General features: G+C 37.3%; 12 protein-coding genes. 5 read left to right on the top strand and 7 right to left on the bottom strand.

What is annotated here, in order from left to right; translation table 11 throughout:
- Nucleotides 1-4: 4 nt before the first annotated feature.
- Together ybeY and RM520_RS02500 are read right to left on the bottom strand one after the other, a co-directional pair.
- Nucleotides 5-427, bottom strand: coding sequence for an rRNA maturation RNase YbeY (gene ybeY, locus RM520_RS02505; RefSeq protein ID WP_311384130.1), 423 nt, complete (start codon nucleotides 425-427; stop codon nucleotides 5-7).
- Nucleotides 417-3908 carry a hypothetical protein gene (locus RM520_RS02500; protein WP_311386854.1) on the bottom strand — a complete coding sequence of 1164 codons (3492 nt, stop codon included), beginning with the start codon at nucleotides 3906-3908 and terminating at the stop codon, nucleotides 417-419. The genes ybeY and RM520_RS02500 overlap by 11 nt, the downstream gene beginning before the upstream one ends.
- Before the next feature lie 105 nt (nucleotides 3909-4013).
- Here RM520_RS02500 and RM520_RS02495 point away from each other — a divergent pair, with 105 nt between their 5' ends.
- Together RM520_RS02495 and gltX are read left to right on the top strand one after the other, a co-directional pair.
- Complete coding sequence (locus RM520_RS02495; protein ID WP_311386853.1) at nucleotides 4014-5078, top strand: alkane 1-monooxygenase; 1065 nt, start codon at nucleotides 4014-4016, stop codon at nucleotides 5076-5078.
- Between the two features lie 59 nt (nucleotides 5079-5137).
- The gene (gene gltX, locus RM520_RS02490; protein ID WP_311386852.1) at nucleotides 5138-6646 is read left to right on the top strand and encodes a glutamate--tRNA ligase; all 1509 of its coding nucleotides are present in this window, start codon (nucleotides 5138-5140) and stop codon (nucleotides 6644-6646) included.
- A 26-nt stretch (nucleotides 6647-6672) separates the two neighbouring features.
- Here the strand turns inward: gltX and RM520_RS02485 are convergent, their stop codons facing one another.
- The 4 genes from RM520_RS02485 to RM520_RS02470 all read right to left on the bottom strand — a co-directional run bounded on the left by RM520_RS02485 (nucleotide 6673) and on the right by RM520_RS02470 (nucleotide 11474).
- Entirely contained in the window at nucleotides 6673-7380 is a 708-nt protein-coding gene (locus tag RM520_RS02485; RefSeq protein ID WP_311386851.1) for a DJ-1/PfpI family protein, read from the bottom strand.
- 32 nt (nucleotides 7381-7412) lie between these two features.
- A complete protein-coding gene (locus tag RM520_RS02480; protein WP_311386850.1) occupies nucleotides 7413-10523 on the bottom strand; it encodes a VPS10 domain-containing protein in 3111 nt (1036 codons plus the stop codon).
- A gap of 95 nt (nucleotides 10524-10618) precedes the next feature.
- On the bottom strand, nucleotides 10619-11038 hold the full coding sequence (locus tag RM520_RS02475; protein WP_311384124.1) for a hypothetical protein: 420 nt from the start codon (nucleotides 11036-11038) through the stop codon (nucleotides 10619-10621).
- 37 nt (nucleotides 11039-11075) lie between these two features.
- Nucleotides 11076-11474 (bottom strand): hypothetical protein, encoded by a 399-nt coding sequence (locus RM520_RS02470; protein ID WP_311384123.1) that lies wholly within the window; start codon nucleotides 11472-11474, stop codon nucleotides 11076-11078.
- Between the two features lie 210 nt (nucleotides 11475-11684).
- Here RM520_RS02470 and RM520_RS02465 point away from each other — a divergent pair, with 210 nt between their 5' ends.
- Both RM520_RS02465 and RM520_RS02460 read left to right on the top strand, forming a co-directional pair.
- Nucleotides 11685-12620 carry an SPFH domain-containing protein gene (locus RM520_RS02465; RefSeq protein WP_311386849.1) on the top strand — a complete coding sequence of 312 codons (936 nt, stop codon included), beginning with the start codon at nucleotides 11685-11687 and terminating at the stop codon, nucleotides 12618-12620.
- Nucleotides 12613-13746 carry an FG-GAP repeat domain-containing protein gene (locus RM520_RS02460; protein WP_311386848.1) on the top strand — a complete coding sequence of 378 codons (1134 nt, stop codon included), beginning with the start codon at nucleotides 12613-12615 and terminating at the stop codon, nucleotides 13744-13746. Before RM520_RS02465 ends, RM520_RS02460 begins: the two co-directional genes overlap by 8 nt.
- A gap of 162 nt (nucleotides 13747-13908) precedes the next feature.
- Here the strand turns inward: RM520_RS02460 and RM520_RS02455 are convergent, their stop codons facing one another.
- Nucleotides 13909-15594: a glutamine--tRNA ligase/YqeY domain fusion protein gene (locus tag RM520_RS02455; RefSeq protein ID WP_311387386.1), complete on the bottom strand. Its 1686-nt coding sequence runs from the start codon at nucleotides 15592-15594 to the stop codon at nucleotides 13909-13911.
- A 201-nt stretch (nucleotides 15595-15795) separates the two neighbouring features.
- On the opposite strand from RM520_RS02455, the gene RM520_RS02450 reads away from it, so the two are divergent.
- Nucleotides 15796-18108, top strand: coding sequence for a T9SS type B sorting domain-containing protein (locus RM520_RS02450; RefSeq protein WP_311386847.1), 2313 nt, complete (start codon nucleotides 15796-15798; stop codon nucleotides 18106-18108).

Genomic DNA, 18108 nt, shown 5'->3' with positions numbered 1-18108 from the left:
TTTCCTACTGTTCCACGTGGAACAATTTCATCATTTCATTTTCCTTTTTCCTCATTACTGATTGCTCCTCAGCACTCTTATCCGTATAACCTAAAAGGTGTAATACGCCATGAATCATAACACGTTTTAGTTCCATCTCAAAAGGCACATTAAAGGACTTTGCATTTTCCCTTATCCTATCGACGGAGATAAATATGTCTCCTGATATAGTGTTACTCTCAGTATAATCAAAAGTTATAATATCGGTAAAAGTGTCGTGATTTAAATGCCTCTGATTAATATCCAAAAGGTAGCCGTCATTACAAAAAATATAATTTACATTTCCTAATTGAGCGTTCGCTAACATTATCACCCTAGTTACCCAATCGGCATATCCTGATTCAGAAATAAGTCTAAACTCTAATTCGTAATGGAAATCAATTTTCATTTTGAAAATACCGCTTTACCTTATTCTGGTAATTTTGGCGCAAAGGTAAGGCTTGTCTGTTTAAAATTTCAATAGCCTTACTCTTGTTCTTAAGCAAAGACGGTTTTGTAGTAATCGGATTCCGAAAATCATTGCTGTTCGTCTGACTTTCTCTTTCTTTCTTTTGCCCCTGTTTTAAGGCAGCATTTTCAAGTTTCAACAATTGTTGTTGAATTGCGTTCATCTTATTCAAGGTCCGTTGTGTTATCCCATTTTCTAAAAGATCATTTTCAAAATTTTCCATTTGTCTAGCAAGCTTTTTTGCTAGTTCTTGTTTATCCTTCTGTAGTATTTTTTTTAATTGGTCTTCCAATTTCTGACGAAGTACTTGCTGCTCTTTATAAATCTCATATATTTCCTTTAATTCACTTTCTGAAGGACCACCACCCTCACTTCCTTCTTGGTCATTTCCTTCACCCTCACCTTGACCTTCTCCATTATTCTCTCCGTTCTTACTCTTTCCATCTGAGCCTCCTTCACCATTTTCTCCACCTTTTCCCGATTCTCCATTCTCTCCTGATTCTCCGGATTTACCCTCTTTTCCTTCTTCTCCACTTTCACCCTTTTCTCCTTTTCCTTCTTGACCTTTTTCTCCTTTCTGTCCTTTGTTACCTTTGTTGCCCGCCTTCTCCATTTTCTCTTTCAAAGATTCTTGCCCTTCAATAATATCAGGTAATTGAAAACCATCACCCTGTCCCTGACCTTGACCAGGCTGCATGCTTTGCTGCATGTTATCTAATAAATTGGCCAAAAAATCAGCTAAACTATTTGATGCTGTTAGCACATATTGTTGGTAAGAAGCACCTTGGTAAACCTGATTTTCGGCAATACTTTCTAAAGACTTGTCTATGTTGTAATAAACCTCGGTTATTTGTTCATTTACAAACTCTGATAGCTCTACTCTTCTTAGAGAAAGTGCAAACAAACTATCATCTACATGCTCAAATAAATCTCTTAGGTCCTTTTGCTGTCTTACTGTATTTGAGAATTGCTCTATTTGACCTTCTGACTCTTGAACCTTATCAAATAAGTTCTCTTGCTTAAAAGAAAATGTAATTAGATTGTCTAAAATTTGACGTAACATTTCAGCGTCTTCTGTAATACTAGATCCACCTCCACCAGACGCAGCGCGTTGTTTTAAACTTTCACTCATCTCCTTCATTTTTTGAGCAGCGGAATTTTGTTTCTGCTTAGCCCTATTTCCTGATTCTTGCTTATCGTCACTATCAGATGACTCTTCGTTTCCTTGATGTTTATTGATCTCTTCTAAGGCATCCTTTTGGTCTTCCTTAACATCCTCTTGTTTTTGTGTGCTAATGTCTAAATCAATCGGCTTTTTAAGCCCTTCATTGTCGTTTTTAAGTTCGTCTAGTTCATCTGAAATTTGGTTGAACTTTTCATTTAATTTTTCCTGTTCTTTATTTTGAAACTGCTCTCCCAACTCTAGCTTAGACAAAATCTTTTGACGCTCCGCTAAGTCTTCTAATTCTTTGGATAACTGCGAAGCTTTCTCCGTGACATAATAACGCTTAGTCAATTCCAACAACTGTTCTAAACTCCGCTCACTATTACTTTGCTTTTTTCCGAGTTCTTCTAACTTCTTTTTAAGCTCCTCTTTATCTATCTTATCAGCGATTTTATTTAACTCTTCTAACAACTTTTTGTTCTTAGCAGCTTCCTTTTCTTGTCGTTCTAAACGCTCTTGTAACAATTGATTTAGTTCATCCGTTTTTTCGTTTTTATTTAAATTATCTTTTAATTGTTTACTAAACTTTTCCATCATAAATTCCTGCTGCTCTTGCTTTTGGAGAAAATCTTTAATCTGGTTTTGATCATTAAAATTTAAGCTATTATTCTCTTTTTGTTTGTCATTAATTTCTTTAAGAGCCTCCTTTTGGTCTTTAAAATTCTCTAATGACTTGTCTAAATTTTGCAATATCGACTGCTGAGCATCTAACTCTTTGTTTTTCAACTCGTTATCATTCAATATTGCAGTACTAAAGACTTGACTTTTAACCGATTTTCCTTTTCGTAAACCATCATTATCAAATACCTCAAAGTAAAACTCATATTCTTTGCCTTGCTCTAATGACAGACCCGACGGAAAAGTATAATAGAACTGCTCTACATTATTGTTAGTTTCTGCTAACAACAAGCTCGATAGTACATTTGGTTTAGCAATTGAATAATAAACAAGATTGATTCTTGTTAATTGAATATCATCCGATGCCATACCTTCATAATAACTCAAATTAGGGTTTAGTGAATCCAATGTTTGCTCTACCTGAATCGTTGGATAGGCATCGCGTACTACCTCTAATTTATAACCAAGTGTTTCGTAGTCTTCTACATTAGAATTACCGGTTGATAATTCATAATCTAGCTCCTCATAAATTGCTTTCGTAATAGCAAAATCATTATTTTCTTTAACCAAGGAAACTACTGTGTCCTTTGTTCTTAAATCAATTTTATCCGTATGAAGCCCTCTTACATTCCAAGTAACCCTTGTGCCTTCTGGGACAATTGCATTTCCCGTGCCTTTTAAAATTTCATCTCGTTTTCCTAAATAATTTGGATAATCCAAAGTCATTTCAAAACCTTGAATTGATGGAACCCTGCCAACGGCAATTGTATATACCCTCGAATTAAAACCGTTAGCAGTAAAATAAAAATTACCTGATGAAACAGGTGGTTGAAAAGTATACTGAAAACTCCCCCCATTCTCTTGCATTAATAATTCTTTTCCTTTTATCACAATACTTACATTCTCTGGTCTTATTTGGCCCTCTGTAATTAACCTCAATTGCAAGGCCTCATCTTCAAGAATTGTTAAATCTTCATTTAAAAGAAGGAATGAAAACGGAGCTGGTGGTTCATAAGCAATATCATAATTTACTACACGGTTATAAGAACCAAAAAATTCAGAAATAATGCCGGAAACCCATAAAAGCGCGACCATCAACATAGGAATCAAAACATATTTTGCATACTTAAGGTTCTCTCCATAATCGACTGCTTTTGTAAACGGAATTGGTTTCATCTCTTCGGAACGTTGTTCTATAGCCGCCATTAACAAATCTGATTCATTATTGTGCTCGGCCAAATCCAAAAGGTTTACCAACTTGTCATTTACGTGAGGAAAATGCTTGCCTATCAATTGGGAAGCTTGTCGCTTTGAAATTCCTTTTTTAATATTAAACAAGTAAAACAGAGGAACCAGAATATAGCGATAAAATAAAAAGAGCTCAATAGCGATAAAAGCCAAAAGCAATATTAATCTTTCGGTTGAACCTAACCACAAAACATATTCAACAGCGGTTATCGCCAAGAAAAATAATATTCCAAAGGTCAAGAATAGCAATATGCCTTTCACCAAAAGTTTAGAGTAATACTTTTTTGTAAAGGTGTTTAGCTTACCCAATATGGCCTTAAAACTGCTCAAAATCTGCTATATTTAGTGAATTAATTTAAACTTTTCAATTAGTTATTTACCAAGATACCCGTTGTTTCAAAACTGTCTTGAAAATTTTATGTTAAAATAGATCATATGAAAGATTTAAAGTACCTCGCAGCGCTAACAATACCAATTTCAGCGTTTATTAGCATTTATTTTAAAGGCTATTTAAGTTTTTTTACTCCGTTTTACGCATTTGTGATTATCCCAGTTCTTGAAATTCTCTTACCACATGACACATCTAACCTTGAAGGTGAGAAATTAGAACAAAAAAGTAAAAGCAAAATATTTGATTGGATGTTATATCTAAACATTCCCATTGTGTTCGGGTTTGTGTTTTATAGTCTTTGGGATATTACAACCCACGCTTATGCACTTTACGAAATTATCGGCTTAGTGTTTTCTGTTGGTATTGTACTCGGTGTAAATGGTATTAATGTGGCTCATGAATTAGGGCATCGGCAATTAACTTTTGAACGCTATTTAGGAAAGCTTTTGCTACTACCTTCATTTTATATGCACTTTTATATTGAACATAATTTTGGTCATCACTTGCATGCAGCAACGAAAGAAGATCCTGCTACAGCCAGATTAAATCAATCTGTTTATTCATTTTGGTTTACTTCTACCCTACGCCAATATTTAAGCGCTTGGAAAATTCAAGGCAAGCTTTTAAGAGCGGACGGCTTAAGTTTCTTTTCTATTAAAAATGATATGGTCTACTACACTTTGTTTCAATTATCATTTTTAACCCTAGTGTTTCTCTTTTTTGGGCAATTAGGAGTCCTATTCGCTGTTGGTTCCGGAATCATAGGGTTTCTTCTTTTAGAAACTGTCAACTATATTGAGCACTATGGCCTCATTCGTTTTAAAAAGCCTTCCGGTCGTTATGAGCGTGTTCGAGAATGCCACTCTTGGAATAGTAATCATGTTATAGGCCGTATCGTTTTATATGAATTAACTAGGCATAGTGATCATCATTATAAATCGTCTAAAAAATACCAGACCTTAGACTATCATGACATCTCACCACAAATGCCATTTGGGTATCCAACATCCATGGTGATTTCTTTTATACCGCCCTTATGGTTTTATATTATGAATCCGCGAGTCCCAAAAGAAATGAAACTCAATGTCAACGACTTTTCTTTGGTTTAGTTCAAACACGCTTTTCTGCTGCTTTATCAAATACTATCTTTGTGCTTCAATTTTAAGTAATGAATCAAAAGGTAAGAGTTCGTTTTGCGCCTAGTCCAACAGGGCCGCTTCATATTGGTGGTGTTCGTACTGCTTTGTTTAATTATTTATTTGCTAAAAAATACGGTGGTGATTTTGTGCTGCGAATTGAAGATACTGACCAAAACCGCTATGTTGAAGGTGCTGAAGCCTATATTATAGAAGCGCTAAATTGGTGTGGAATTCCTTTTGATGAGGGTGTCGCAAAAGAAGGGAATTTTGGCCCATATCGCCAAAGTGAACGAAAGCACTTGTACAAAGAATATGCTTTAGAATTGATAGAAAAAGGTCATGCTTATTATGCATTTGATACTGCTGAAAAATTAGATTTTCATCGTAAAGACCACGAAGAAAAAGGAAAGACTTTCATCTACAATTGGCACAATAGATTAAAACTTGACAATTCTCTTACGCTAAGCAAAGAAGAAACACAATCCAAAATAAGCTCTAGAGAACCATATGTGATTCGCTTTATGTCCCCTCAAGACGAAAAACTTCATCTTAAAGATATAATCCGTGGCACAATTGAAATAGACACCAATGTACTTGATGATAAAGTTCTTTTTAAGAGCGATGGCATGCCAACCTATCACTTGGCAAATATTGTAGATGACCATTTAATGGAAATTTCGCATGTAATTCGCGGAGAAGAATGGCTGCCTTCTTTGGCCTTGCATCAATTGCTCTATAATGCCTTTGGATGGGACGCGCCGCAGTTTGCACACCTGCCTTTAATTATGAAACCAACAGGAAAAGGAAAATTGAGCAAGCGTGATGGTGAAAAAGGCGGTTTCCCCGTATTTCCATTATCTTGGAATGAATCACAAGGGTATCGTGAAGCAGGCTATTTTTCAAATGCCGTTGTTAATTTTTTAGCGATGCTAGGTTGGAATCCCGGAACTGAACAAGAACTGTTTTCTCTGGAAGACCTCATAAACGCCTTTAGCTTAGAACGCGTAAATAAATCTGGCGCTCGTTTTGACCCAGAAAAAACCAAATGGTACAACCATCAATATTTACAAGAGAAAAATGATGAGGAACTGGCTGGTTTGTTTCAGGTGGTGCTAGCTGATAAAGAGATTCCTCGAGATGCTCGGGATGACAGTTATGTCGAAAAAGTAGTAGGATTAATTAAAGAACGCGCAGATTTTGTGGCTGATTTTTGGGACTTGAGCAGTTACTTTTTTGAAGCACCTAACTCTTATGCTGAAAAACCAGTAAAAAAACAATGGAAGGAAGATACGCCAGCATTAATGCGAAAGGTGGCTGACATCATTTCAGCTACTAAGGACTTTAACTCAGCAAATATCGAATCCAATATTAAAGCATGGATTACCGAAAGTGAATTGTCTTTTGGTAAGGTTATGGGTCCTTTACGTTTAATTACCGTAGGAGATTTAAAAGGCCCTCATCTGTTTGATATTCTTGCCATGATTGGAAAAGAAGCCTGTTTGGAACGTATTGAAAAAGCTATTGCCGATTTAGCATAAATAACAGTAAAAAAATTTAACGTTAATTATTCCGCAATAAAACTGTCGTTATCCCTGTCTTCAATCCAGTTATATTCAATTTCTTTGGCAACTTTTCTGGCGAAATCAATACCATGGCGGTCAGCTATAAAACCCAATGTCATGTCCATACCAGCGCTTACTCCTGAGGAAGTGTAATATTTACCATCGACTTTCCATCTCGCTTTTTTGTCCCAGTCAACGTTATCGCTTTGAGAAGACGCCCATGTAAATGCTCTTTTATTTGAAGTCGCTTGTTTGCCTTCTAACACTCCTGATTTGGCAAGTAGTGCGCTTCCGGTGCAAACAGAAAGCACATAATCACTTTCGAGCGAAAGTTCTTTTATGGCGGTTAAAAGCTCGCTGTTATTAACCTCTTTTCGTGTCCCCATGCCCCCGGGAACCAAAACTATATTTGGTGGGTTGTTGATAGCTGCTATTTTTTGTGTCATAATCGGAACCCCATGCCTATTAGTTATGACACCTCCATCGAGGGAATAAAAAGTAAGATTGTATTTATCGACTAGACGACCAAAAATTTCTGCTGGTCCAAAAACATCTAAAGTCTCATAGTCATAGAACATAATAAAAGCTATTTCCATTGTGTCTAGTTTAGTCTGGTTCGTTTCTTCTTGAGCATTTAAAGTACTCACCCCGATTATAATGTGAAGTATGGCTAAATATCGAGACAATCTACTTATTAATAAAAGTTTCATTTTTATTGGGTTCATACTATTTCTAGTTAACATCATGGTTCTATTTTTCCTGCCCCACCAGCTTCCAAAGCGGTATTTACCATTGGCAATTCCTTTTCTAGAATGCCATTAAGGTCGCCCAAATGGCCTTCCAATTCCGCAGAAAGCTCCTTAAACACCTTATACGCGCCATCCGTAGGTTTAGCATCGCCACTTTCAACACTGCGTCTTAATGAGGCCAATCGGTTGTTCAATTTAATAGGGAAATTCAATGGGTCTTGCCCTGATTGATTCTTCACTTGATATAATTCCTCTTCGACCGCGGAGATTTTGTTCATAAAAGGCGTCATGGTTTTTTCCATAACTTCTGCTCCTATTTTCTCTTTATTCTCAACGATGATAGCTTTCATCTCTCTAATTTTAATAACAGCCTCATTAGCTGCACTAGTCTTTTGCATAATGTTATTCGCTAGAGTAAACTGTTCATCTAAATCAGCCTTAGTAATGCCTTTTAAGTTGGGGTCCATCATCACAGAAAACGGATAGGTTTTTTCATAATCATTGGTTTTCATGCGAACCTTATAATCTCCGAGCGGTGCTTTTGGGCCACGTTGCGGGCGGGCACTCCAAATTATCATACCTTCAAAATCGATTGCGCCCGGATATCGTAAATCCCAAGTAAAGGTATTAATGCCTTGAGCTGTGGTTGGTTTTGAAGAGCCTCCACGTTGCCACCAAGGTAGGTTTGGGTCTTTTTTATATTTTGGTTTACTCCCGGTAAACGTGTTAATGAGTTTGTCATTCGCGTCAAGGATTTCAAAAGTAATCGTGTCTAACTCTTCTTTTAAATAGTATTGAATGCTAGCGTTATTAATACCCCGAATAGCATCTGAAGGTTCAAAAAGCACAGCGGCTTGATTATTCATGGTTTCCTTATATTGACGGAGGGGTTGAATATCATCCAATATCCAAAAACCACGGCCGTGTGAGCCTATGACCACATCATTATCTTTAACCACCAAGTCACGAATTGGTGTGTCTGGTAATTTCAATTGAAGGCTCTGCCATTGTACGCCATCATTCATAGAGAAATACACTCCGTGTTCTGTTGCTAAAAACAATAATCCCTCTCGAACGGGGTCTTCACGAACCGCTCTTGCAAAATGACCATCTTCAATACCAATTATGATTTTTGTCCACGTTTTTCCGTAGTCATGAGTTTTAAATACATAAGGTTGTCTATCATCAACCTGATAACGATTGGCAGCCACAAATAAAGTGCCAGGGCGATGTTTAGATTCATCAATAATACTTACCCTTGAAAATTTAGGTAAGCCGTCAGGTGTAATGTCCTTCCAGCTGCCACCACCATCTCTCGTTATGTGAATTTTACCATCATCAGAACCTGCCCAAATGGTGTTAATGTCATGAAAAGATGGTGCTAAGGCAAAAACCGTAGCATAAATCTCAGGGCCATTCATATCCATAGTGATAACACCACCTGTTTTGCCTAAAGTTGCTGGGTCTGCATAGGTTAAATCAGGACTTATTTTCTCCCATGTTTGGCCATCATTTGTTGTTTTCCAAATATGTTGAGAACAGGTGTACATCACGTTGGAGTCTTGCGGAGCAAACATGATTGGGAAGGTCCATTGCCAACGTTCTGGTAAAGCATCAGCCGGTTCACCTGAGAAAAAACGTGGATATACCTGTATATCCCTTGACTGCCCATTGCTTCTGTCATAACGTGTTAATAAAGCGCCTTGACTACCTGCGTAAAATATATCTAAATTCTCCGGATGTTGTGTAATCCAGCCACTTTCACCTCCACCTACGGCATAATACCAACCCTTGTTCGGGCCTCTGGCCAACATATGGCCCCAACCATCACTTGGCATTGCTAAAGTACTATTGTCTTGTTGTGCTCCAGCCACATGATAAGGCACATCATTCGTCGTCATCACATGATAAAACTGAGTTGTAACAAAATCTTGCTCTGTCCAAGTTTTTCCACCATTAATACTGACATTACCCCCGCCGTCATTTGAGTTTATCATCCGCTTTGGATTCGTTGGGTCTATCCATAAGTCATGATTATCGCCATGAGGGGTTTGAATAATAGTATCAAAGGTTTTTCCACCATCGCTTGACTTATACATTCTTGTGTTCAAGCCATAAACAACCTCTTTATCTAATGGGTCTGCATAAATTCTAGAATAGTAAAAAGCCCGTTGTCTTAGTTTACGTTCATCATTAGTTCGTTCCCAGGTTTGTCCAGCATCATCAGAACGGAAAACACCACCTTCATTAGCTTCAACAATTGCCCACACACGATTCGAATCTGCCGGTGAAACTGTTACTCCAATCTTTCCAATTGGTCCTTCGGGCATTCCTGTATTCTCTGTTAAATCTGTCCAAGTATCTCCTCCATCCGTAGACTTCCATAATTTACTGTCGCCTCCGCCACCCCACATTTTCCAGGCTTTGCGTTGAACTTCCCATGTGGTAGCATATAACACTTCTGTGTTGTTGCGGTCGATAATCAAATCTACCGCTCCGGCTTTAGGGCTCACGTATAATATTTTTTCCCAGGCATCACCTCCGTTTGTGCTTCTAAAAACACCTCGTTCTTCATTATCTCCATAAGGATGCCCTAACGCTGCAACATAAACCACATCAGGATTTGTAGGGTGAATTCGAATACGTGAAACTGCTTGGGTTTCCTTAAGGCCTAAATGTTTCCATGTTTTTCCGGCATCTATAGATTTATAAACCCCATCGCCTTGGGTGATGCTGCCTCGCAATTGTACTTCACCCATACCGATATACACTATATCAGGGTTTGTTTCTGCAACAGCCACTGCCCCAACTGAAGAGCTAGTTACTTGACCGTCAGTAACTGGTTTCCATTCGTTACCGCCGTCTACGGTTTTCCACAAACCGCCACCAGTAGCACCAAAATAATATTCGTTTGGTCTCGTGGGGCTGCCCGCTGAACCAAGAGAACGACCTCCTCGTTTTGGACCAATATTACGCCATTTAAGACCTTGATAAAAACTAGTGTCTATGGTCATTTGCCGTGCTAAGACTTGATTTTGTGCGCTTAAATTAAACGCAAAACAAAGAAGAAGACAAAAGAAAACGGAAGTGGTACTATTTTTCATTTTGGATGGTATTTAGAAGTATTCTTTTACTCCTTTAAATATACCATAAACCGCTGAACTTTCCCTTAATGACTGTGGTTTCCTATAATAGTTAACTACTTCACAATAATGATGGTGTCGCTGTTTTCAATTTTAGTTCCATTCAAACTAGTGCTAGTTGAAATGGTTAATGTACCGCAGCATTGTTTGCTGTCGCGCTCATCCAATTCAAAATTTATAGTCTCACTATCCGTAGTATTAAGGTGGAGCGTATAAGTCATTTCATTTTCTTCTAAGGAAAAAAGAAGTGCTCCTGCATCTTCATCCACGAACAAGGGCTGCTGAACACCGCTTGAAGTTACTATAGTTGCTTCGTCTGGGTTATAGGTCGCATCGGTTCCAAACAAAAGATTTGTTCCATTCTCATTTTGAATTATAATCCTTTTCTGTTGTAATTCTTTACAATCGTTACAGTCGTCACAACTATAAAAAAACCCCGCTATAATTAGCCCAAAAAAAAGAGTTAATTGCCTCATATTGTTCGCCATTTAAGATGTAAAAAGAACGCTAGAACTATTCAATCTCACTAGATTCTATTTCGTATTCGTATTTAAAAAACCTTTTAGAAGGCTCGGTTCCTTGCCAATAAGCACTAATATTATATATGTTTTTACCCGCTTCATTCGGTTTATAAATCTTCACAATCTCTTGGGCTTGGTTTTTAATAAGTACAGAGTCATAATCAATAAGCGAAGGTTCTAAATAGGTGCTTCCAATATCAAAACCCTCTTGAAAAAGTTTAATTTCATTAGGGGCAATTTGTAAGGTTTTATTCAGGCTTACTTCAGAAGAAATAAATTCAATTGTTAGGCTTTCAGATGTAAGGTTCTCAATGTTAGCTTCCATGTCTGAAACCGGGTCACAACTTAAGAACATTAAAACAGCTAAAATAATTAAGTAAACATTTTTCATTTTCTAGTTTTATTGAAGAACAATTTAAACAAGATATTCCCTAATTAAAAAGTGTTATCAAATAGTTAATTTAAAATTAACCTAAAAGCATTTCCGGCTATTGCCTTTATATGTTCATTAGTGGAATATTTGTAACAATTCTTTCATAATTACTACATATCTAATACACACTTTTGTATTTTAAACAATTAAACTTAAAACACTACTATTATGGGAAGTCTAAGCTACATTATACCAATAGCAATTGTCATATTGCTTGTATTTATTTCAACTGTATTTATTGTAAAGCAGCAAACCGCCGTTATTATTGAAACCTTTGGTAAATTCACTAGTGTACGACAATCTGGTATTCAATTCAAAATTCCTTTTGTACAGCGAATTGCCGCCAGAATTGGACTAAAAATTCAACAACTCGATGTAATCATTGAGACTAAAACACTTGACGATGTTTTCGTAAAACTGAAAGTCTCCGTTCAATACGTGGTTATCAAAAGCAAGGTTTATGATGCGTTTTATCAATTAGAATATCCACATGATCAAATTACCTCATATGTTTTTGATGTGGTACGTGCTGAGGTCCCTAAAATGAAATTGGATGATGTCTTCGTTAAAAAAGATGACATTGCTATTGCTGTTAAGGGTGAGCTACAAGATGCCATGCTTGAATATGGTTATGATATTATTAAAACCTTAGTTACTGATATTGACCCAGATGCACAGGTAAAGGAAGCCATGAACAGAATTAATGCTTCTGAACGTGAAAAAATAGCTGCACAGTTTGAAGGTGATGCTGCTCGTATTCTTATTGTAGAAAAAGCTAAGGCGGAAGCAGAGAGTAAACGATTACAAGGTCAAGGTATTGCTGACCAGCGTCGTGAAATTGCCCGTGGTCTTGAAGAATCTGTAGAAGTATTAAATAAGGTAGGTATTAATTCACAAGAGGCTTCTGCTTTAATTGTGGTTACTCAGCATTATGATACTCTACAATCCATTGGGGAAGAAACCAATACCAATCTGATTCTTTTACCAAACTCACCTCAAGCAGGTAGCGATATGCTCAATAATATGGTTGCCTCATTTACGGCAAGTAATATGATAGGCGAATCCATGAAAAAAACCAATACCACTAAAAAAGGGGATGCTTAAGCATAAATTAATATTGGTGTTCTGCACCATGGTAAGTTCTATTCAAGCACAGGAAAGCCCTTTCTTTAATCCTGGTGGGGCTTTCTTGAGTTTTGGAGCACAAGAAAATAGAACGGCTTCTATTGCTGCAGGCGATGTTGATGGAGATGGTGATATTGATGTTGTTAGTGCGGAGGGGCGACATTGGCCAGCACCTAATTTTGTTTTTTACAATGTTGGCAATGGTGTTTTTAGAACTTCTCGAATTATTGATGAAGAATGGTCCTCTTGCTATGCGGCTGAATTAGGAGACCTCGACGGTGATGGTGATTTAGATATTGTTACCGGTAATGACCGGCATCCGAATAATTGGTATCGCAATAACGGAAAAGGAATTTTTAGTAGGGTAGGTGCTGTTGGTGGAGACGCCACCCCTACAAGAAATGTGAACCTAAGTGATATTGACGGTGATGGAGATTTAGATGTATTATTTACAAATAGGGGTAGTGCCAATGAAATTGCTATTAATGATGGCAAGGGTGATTTTACTCAAATCATCCTTTTTGGCTCTGATGACGATTCTACCATTGATATCGCCGTTGCTGATATGAATAAAGATGGGGCTATGGATTTGGTATTGGCCAATCGTGATGAGCAACAAAATTTTGTTTATCTACAAACCGATGCTTTGGTGTTCGAAGAAAAAATTCCATTCGGTACCGGAAATGACGAAACCCGTTCTGTAGCGGTAGCCGATTTCAACAATGATGGTTTTATGGATATCGCTGTTGGAAATTTAATTGGAGCGAATTATATCTATTTAGGAAATGGTAAGGATTTTAAAAAAAGTATTCTTTATGAGCCAGATGATTTTGCAACAGCAAGTGTAAAAGTTGCTGATTTGAATAATGACGGTTTAATTGATATTTTAAACGCCAATGGGGATGATGTGAATTATGCCTTTATCAATTATGGCAAAAACTCTTTTGAAAAAATTCCATTGAACGAAGATCATAAAATGGATACTTATGATATTCATCTTTCTGATTTAAATAATGATGGCTACATCGATATTCTAGAAGCAAACTCTGGCGATTTGAACTTGTACTACTTAAATCGTTATGGAAGAATGAAAAAAGACAATTAAAGCAATTTAACAGCTTAATTCTCCCTTAACCATTGCAATGTGTGACCCCCAAAATAAACCCGCCTAGAAGCTATTAGAATCGGCCTTTTTGAATAGAAAATACCAATTGTTATCGTTTGGTCGATAGTTCTTTCTGATAGTTCTATTTTTCCTTCAAACTCTTTAATTTTTCTGTTGAATTTTCGCCCAAGTATCTCGTAGGGTTACTGTTCTATTAAAAACCAAATTTTCAATTGTTGAATCTAAATCAACATTAAAATAACCTAAACGTTGAAATTGAAAACGTTCACCAACTTTGGCATTTTTTAAACTTGGCTCCAAATAACCAGTTATTTTCTTTAAAGAATCAGGGTTTACAAATTCCATAAAATCACGGTCCTTATGACCATCGGGGTTTTCGTCTGTAAATAACCTGTCATATATTCTCACTTCTGCTTCTATGGCATGCTTGATGGAAACCCAGTGCAGGGTGCCTTTTACTTTTCGCAAACTTTCTTCTGTTCCACTACCACTTTTACTTTTAGGGTCATATGTACATTGCACTTCTATTATATTACCGTCTTTATCCTTTGTACAGCTTTCCGCTTTAATGATATAACCATTTTTTAAGCGTACTTCTTTACCTAATTTTAAACGAAAGAATTTTTTATTGGCTTCTTCTCTAAAGTCTTCTTGTTCTATATAAAGTTCACTAGAAAAAGGAACTTTTCTAGAGCCAAGCGACACATCTTCCGGGCTATTTTCAGCATCTAGCCATTCTTCTTGATCTTTAGGATAATTTGTTATAACAACTTTCAAGGGATTTAAAACCGCCATGACCCTTGGGGTAACTTTGTTCAAGTGTTCTCGAACATGAAACTCTAGTAGAGAAACATCTACCAAATTTTCTCGTTTGGCAATCCCGACAGTATCAGCAAAATTCCGAATTGATTCTGGAGTATAACCCCTTCTACGTAGTCCTGAAATAGTTGGCATACGAGGGTCATCCCAGCTTTCAACCACCCCGTCTTCTACCAATCTAAGCAGCTTTCGTTTGCTTACAATGGTGTGGCTAAGGTTTCTTCTGGCAAACTCTCTTTGCTTTGGTCGCAATTTATCATTTGATACCAATTGGTCTAAACACCAATCATATAATTCTCTATGAGGCAAAAATTCAAGCGTACACAACGAATGTGAAACTTGTTCTAAATAATCACTTTGGCCATGAGTCCAATCGTACATAGGATAAATACACCAATCGGTATTTGTTCTGTGGTGTGCCTTATGCAAAACACGATATAAAATTGGGTCACGCATCAGCATATTTGGTGAAGCCATGTCAATTTTAGCTCTCAAAACATGTTTGCCTTCATCAAACTCACCTTTTTTCATGCGTTCAAAGAGGTTTAAATTCTCTTCAACAGACCTATTACGATGCGGACCAGCCACACCTGGTTCGGTCGGAGTGCCTTTTTGTATGGCCATTTCTTCTGAAGATTGGCTGTCAACATATGCTTTGCCCTCTTTAATTAAGCCGACGGCCCAATCATATAATTCTTGAAAATAGTCAGAAGCATAACACTCTTTATCCCACGTATAACCTAGCCATTTAACATCTTCTTTGATAGCATCAACATAGGCTTTCTCTTCTTTCGCGGGGTTCGTGTCGTCAAATCGTAAATTGACTGGAGCATCATAGCTTTCTCCAAGGCCAAAATTCAAACAAATAGAGCTTGCATGACCTAAGTGTAAATACCCATTTGGTTCAGGTGGAAATCTAAATCTTAACTTCTCTATTGAATAGTCATTTGCCAAATCTTCTTCAACAATATGTTCTATAAAATTTAATGACTTTTTAGTCTCTTCCATGGCCTTTAAAATATCGAGCAAATGTAGCAAAAATGCGTTGTAATGCGTGTATTTCAACTTTACTCCATACAAATAAAGTTATTTCACAACAGTTTTGGTCTACCCCACAACAATAAGTTTTAGAGCAGGAACAGAATCATAATATTTGTTATTGTATACAACTTAGTGAAAACTAGGTGCTAACAAATCTTAAAAACTGTCATGTCTGAAAACCTACAAAATGCAACTCTTTCTTGCGTGACCCCAAAGCTAACAATGCCTATGAAAACTTCTTCATTTTACGGCGTATTTTTAACACTGGTAATGTGCGGCCTACTATCACATTCTACCCATGCTCAAGTGTTGAATCAGCCTACTGCTGCTCCTAATCCAAATTTAGGTTCTACGGATGCCTGGACTTCAGCGTGCGCCTCAGCGAGCTTTAACGAATATTTTGTCAACTTCACATGGAATCCACCATTGGTTGATAGCAACAATGAATTTATTTTAGAACTATCAGACGCTAGTGGTGACTTTGGCTCCCCAAGAGAGCTAGACCGAGCAAGCGATAAAAACACAGAATTTGATTTCGACTTTAGTTTTGCTGTACCAGAAGATGTGCAAGGTGAAAATTATCGTTTTCGAGTGCGAAGTACGAGTCCGGCTGTAACCAGCCCTTCTTCAGACGCTTTTTCAATTTACTATATCGGCTACAGTAGCCCAATTCTTATTAGTCAAGATGCTAGTGGGGTTATCCCGCCTGGAGGAACACTTGAAGTTTGTGATGGAAGCAGCATAACAATCGAAACTCATAATGTTCCTGATGCCGGTACTTACCAATACAAATGGTATCGCAGTGGCACACCATTAAGTGAAACATCCAACGCCTTAGTGGTTTCACAATCTGGAATGTACTATGTTGAAATAGATTATGGAATTAACTGTTCTGGTTCTGCAAATACCTTATCAAACACAATTGAAGTTGTGATAACAACCCCTCTTGGAGTTGCAATTAATACACCTTCAACTACTACTCTTTGTCCATCTGAATCTGTAACATTAGATGCCAACATTAGTGGAATGGATTATTTATATACTTGGTTTCAAGGAGGTGATATTGTTTCAGGACCAACTGTAGATGCTTCATCGTATATAATTGATGGTGCAACTTCCGGATTTGAAGGTGATTATTCAGTTCGAATTGAAGGCGCAGGTATATGCGCTGAACAGTCTTCTGCGATTACCATTTCAAGTGCTGCTGATTTTACGGTTTCGCGCATAAATGAACCTAACTTAGTTTTATTACCTGGACAAGACCAAATACTTGAGGTAAGCACAACAGCGCTTAGCCCTACCTATCAATGGTATCAAGACGGAGTCGCTATTTCTGGAGAAACTTCTTCCAGTATTACAATAAATGAACCAGGAATCTTCTACGCAGAGGTTACTCAAAATGGTGGGGCCTGCACCTTGCCGGCCAAGAACTCTGAAGAAACCACGGTGGTTCTTCCTAATAGCTTTGAAGTTATTATTGATTATGTAGGTACTTATAGCGATTGCTCTGTTGAGAACACGACACTTACTGTACTTCAAATAAATGCCCTCGATGCTGATGGTAATCGTTCTGATGTCACTAGTTCTTTACGGTCTTCTTTTACATATCAATGGTTAAAAGATGATGCGGTTTTGCCTGGTTTAACCGCTGATGAACTCACATTAAATGATGTGTCAGATAATGGTTTCTATACTGTTCAAGGTAGCATAACAACATTCAATGCAACTTCAAATCCGCTGAGCATACGATTAGCCTCTAATGAAACTATTGATATTACTAGTTCTGGCTTACAATTATGTGATGGTGTTACAGTTACGCTTTCAACAACAACTGACTTAACAGGATTAAGCTATACGTGGACTAAAGACGGCGCTATGGTTTCTACAACTGAGACTGAACTTATCGTTACGGAAACAGGAACCTACCAACTTGCTATAAGTTCCGATGGTTGTCCAATACAGTCTAATGACATTGTAATTACTGATTTTGATGCATCTGTTGTTGTTATAGACGCCGGTGACAATCTAGTCTTTCCTGAGGGTTCTTCTGAGACTGTAACCGCTAGCGGAGCAAGTTCTTATGCATGGTATGACCAAGGCAACAATCTAATTTCTAGCACAGACTCTGTTACCCTATCTGAAGAAGGAGTCTATTTAGTTATCGCAAGTGTTGGAGACTGTCAAATCAGTCAAACCATTACAGTTTCTTATAGAGACAATTTTGAAATTCCTAATGTGATAACCGCAAACGGAGATGGAATCAATGATTTATGGATTATACCTAATTCGTACTCCAATAATGCTGAGGTTTCAGTCATTATATATAATGAAAAAGGTGAAGAAGTAATTAATGAAAATGGCTACCGAAATAATTGGCCAGAATCAAGTATTGCCTTTGCTAAAAAGAACCAAATATTTTATTACAAAATCAAGAACGCTAGAGAAACCCTTAGACAAGGGACTATAACCGTGATCAAATAA

The sequence above is a fragment of the Croceitalea vernalis genome (assembly GCF_031846405.1).
Taxonomy (GTDB): domain Bacteria; phylum Bacteroidota; class Bacteroidia; order Flavobacteriales; family Flavobacteriaceae; genus Croceitalea; species Croceitalea vernalis.
Note: the sequence above shows the minus strand (reverse complement) of the source record. Positions and strands in the feature narration are given on the sequence as shown.

What these genes read in the sequence shown, in the direction of transcription:
- RM520_RS02470 (WP_311384123.1), bottom strand. Translation starts at nt 11,474, where the DNA reads ATGAAAAATGTTTACTTAATTATTTTAGCTGTTTTAATGTTCTTAAGT.
- RM520_RS02460 (WP_311386848.1), top strand. Translation starts at nt 12,613, where the DNA reads ATGCTTAAGCATAAATTAATATTGGTGTTCTGCACCATGGTAAGTTCT.
- RM520_RS02485 (WP_311386851.1), bottom strand. Translation starts at nt 7,380, where the DNA reads ATGAAACTTTTATTAATAAGTAGATTGTCTCGATATTTAGCCATACTT.
- RM520_RS02475 (WP_311384124.1), bottom strand. Translation starts at nt 11,038, where the DNA reads ATGAGGCAATTAACTCTTTTTTTTGGGCTAATTATAGCGGGGTTTTTT.
- gltX (WP_311386852.1), top strand. Translation starts at nt 5,138, where the DNA reads ATGAATCAAAAGGTAAGAGTTCGTTTTGCGCCTAGTCCAACAGGGCCG.
- RM520_RS02495 (WP_311386853.1), top strand. Translation starts at nt 4,014, where the DNA reads ATGAAAGATTTAAAGTACCTCGCAGCGCTAACAATACCAATTTCAGCG.
- ybeY (WP_311384130.1), bottom strand. Translation starts at nt 427, where the DNA reads ATGAAAATTGATTTCCATTACGAATTAGAGTTTAGACTTATTTCTGAA.
- RM520_RS02455 (WP_311387386.1), bottom strand. Translation starts at nt 15,594, where the DNA reads ATGGAAGAGACTAAAAAGTCATTAAATTTTATAGAACATATTGTTGAA.
- RM520_RS02465 (WP_311386849.1), top strand. Translation starts at nt 11,685, where the DNA reads ATGGGAAGTCTAAGCTACATTATACCAATAGCAATTGTCATATTGCTT.
- RM520_RS02480 (WP_311386850.1), bottom strand. Translation starts at nt 10,523, where the DNA reads ATGAAAAATAGTACCACTTCCGTTTTCTTTTGTCTTCTTCTTTGTTTT.
- RM520_RS02450 (WP_311386847.1), top strand. Translation starts at nt 15,796, where the DNA reads ATGTCTGAAAACCTACAAAATGCAACTCTTTCTTGCGTGACCCCAAAG.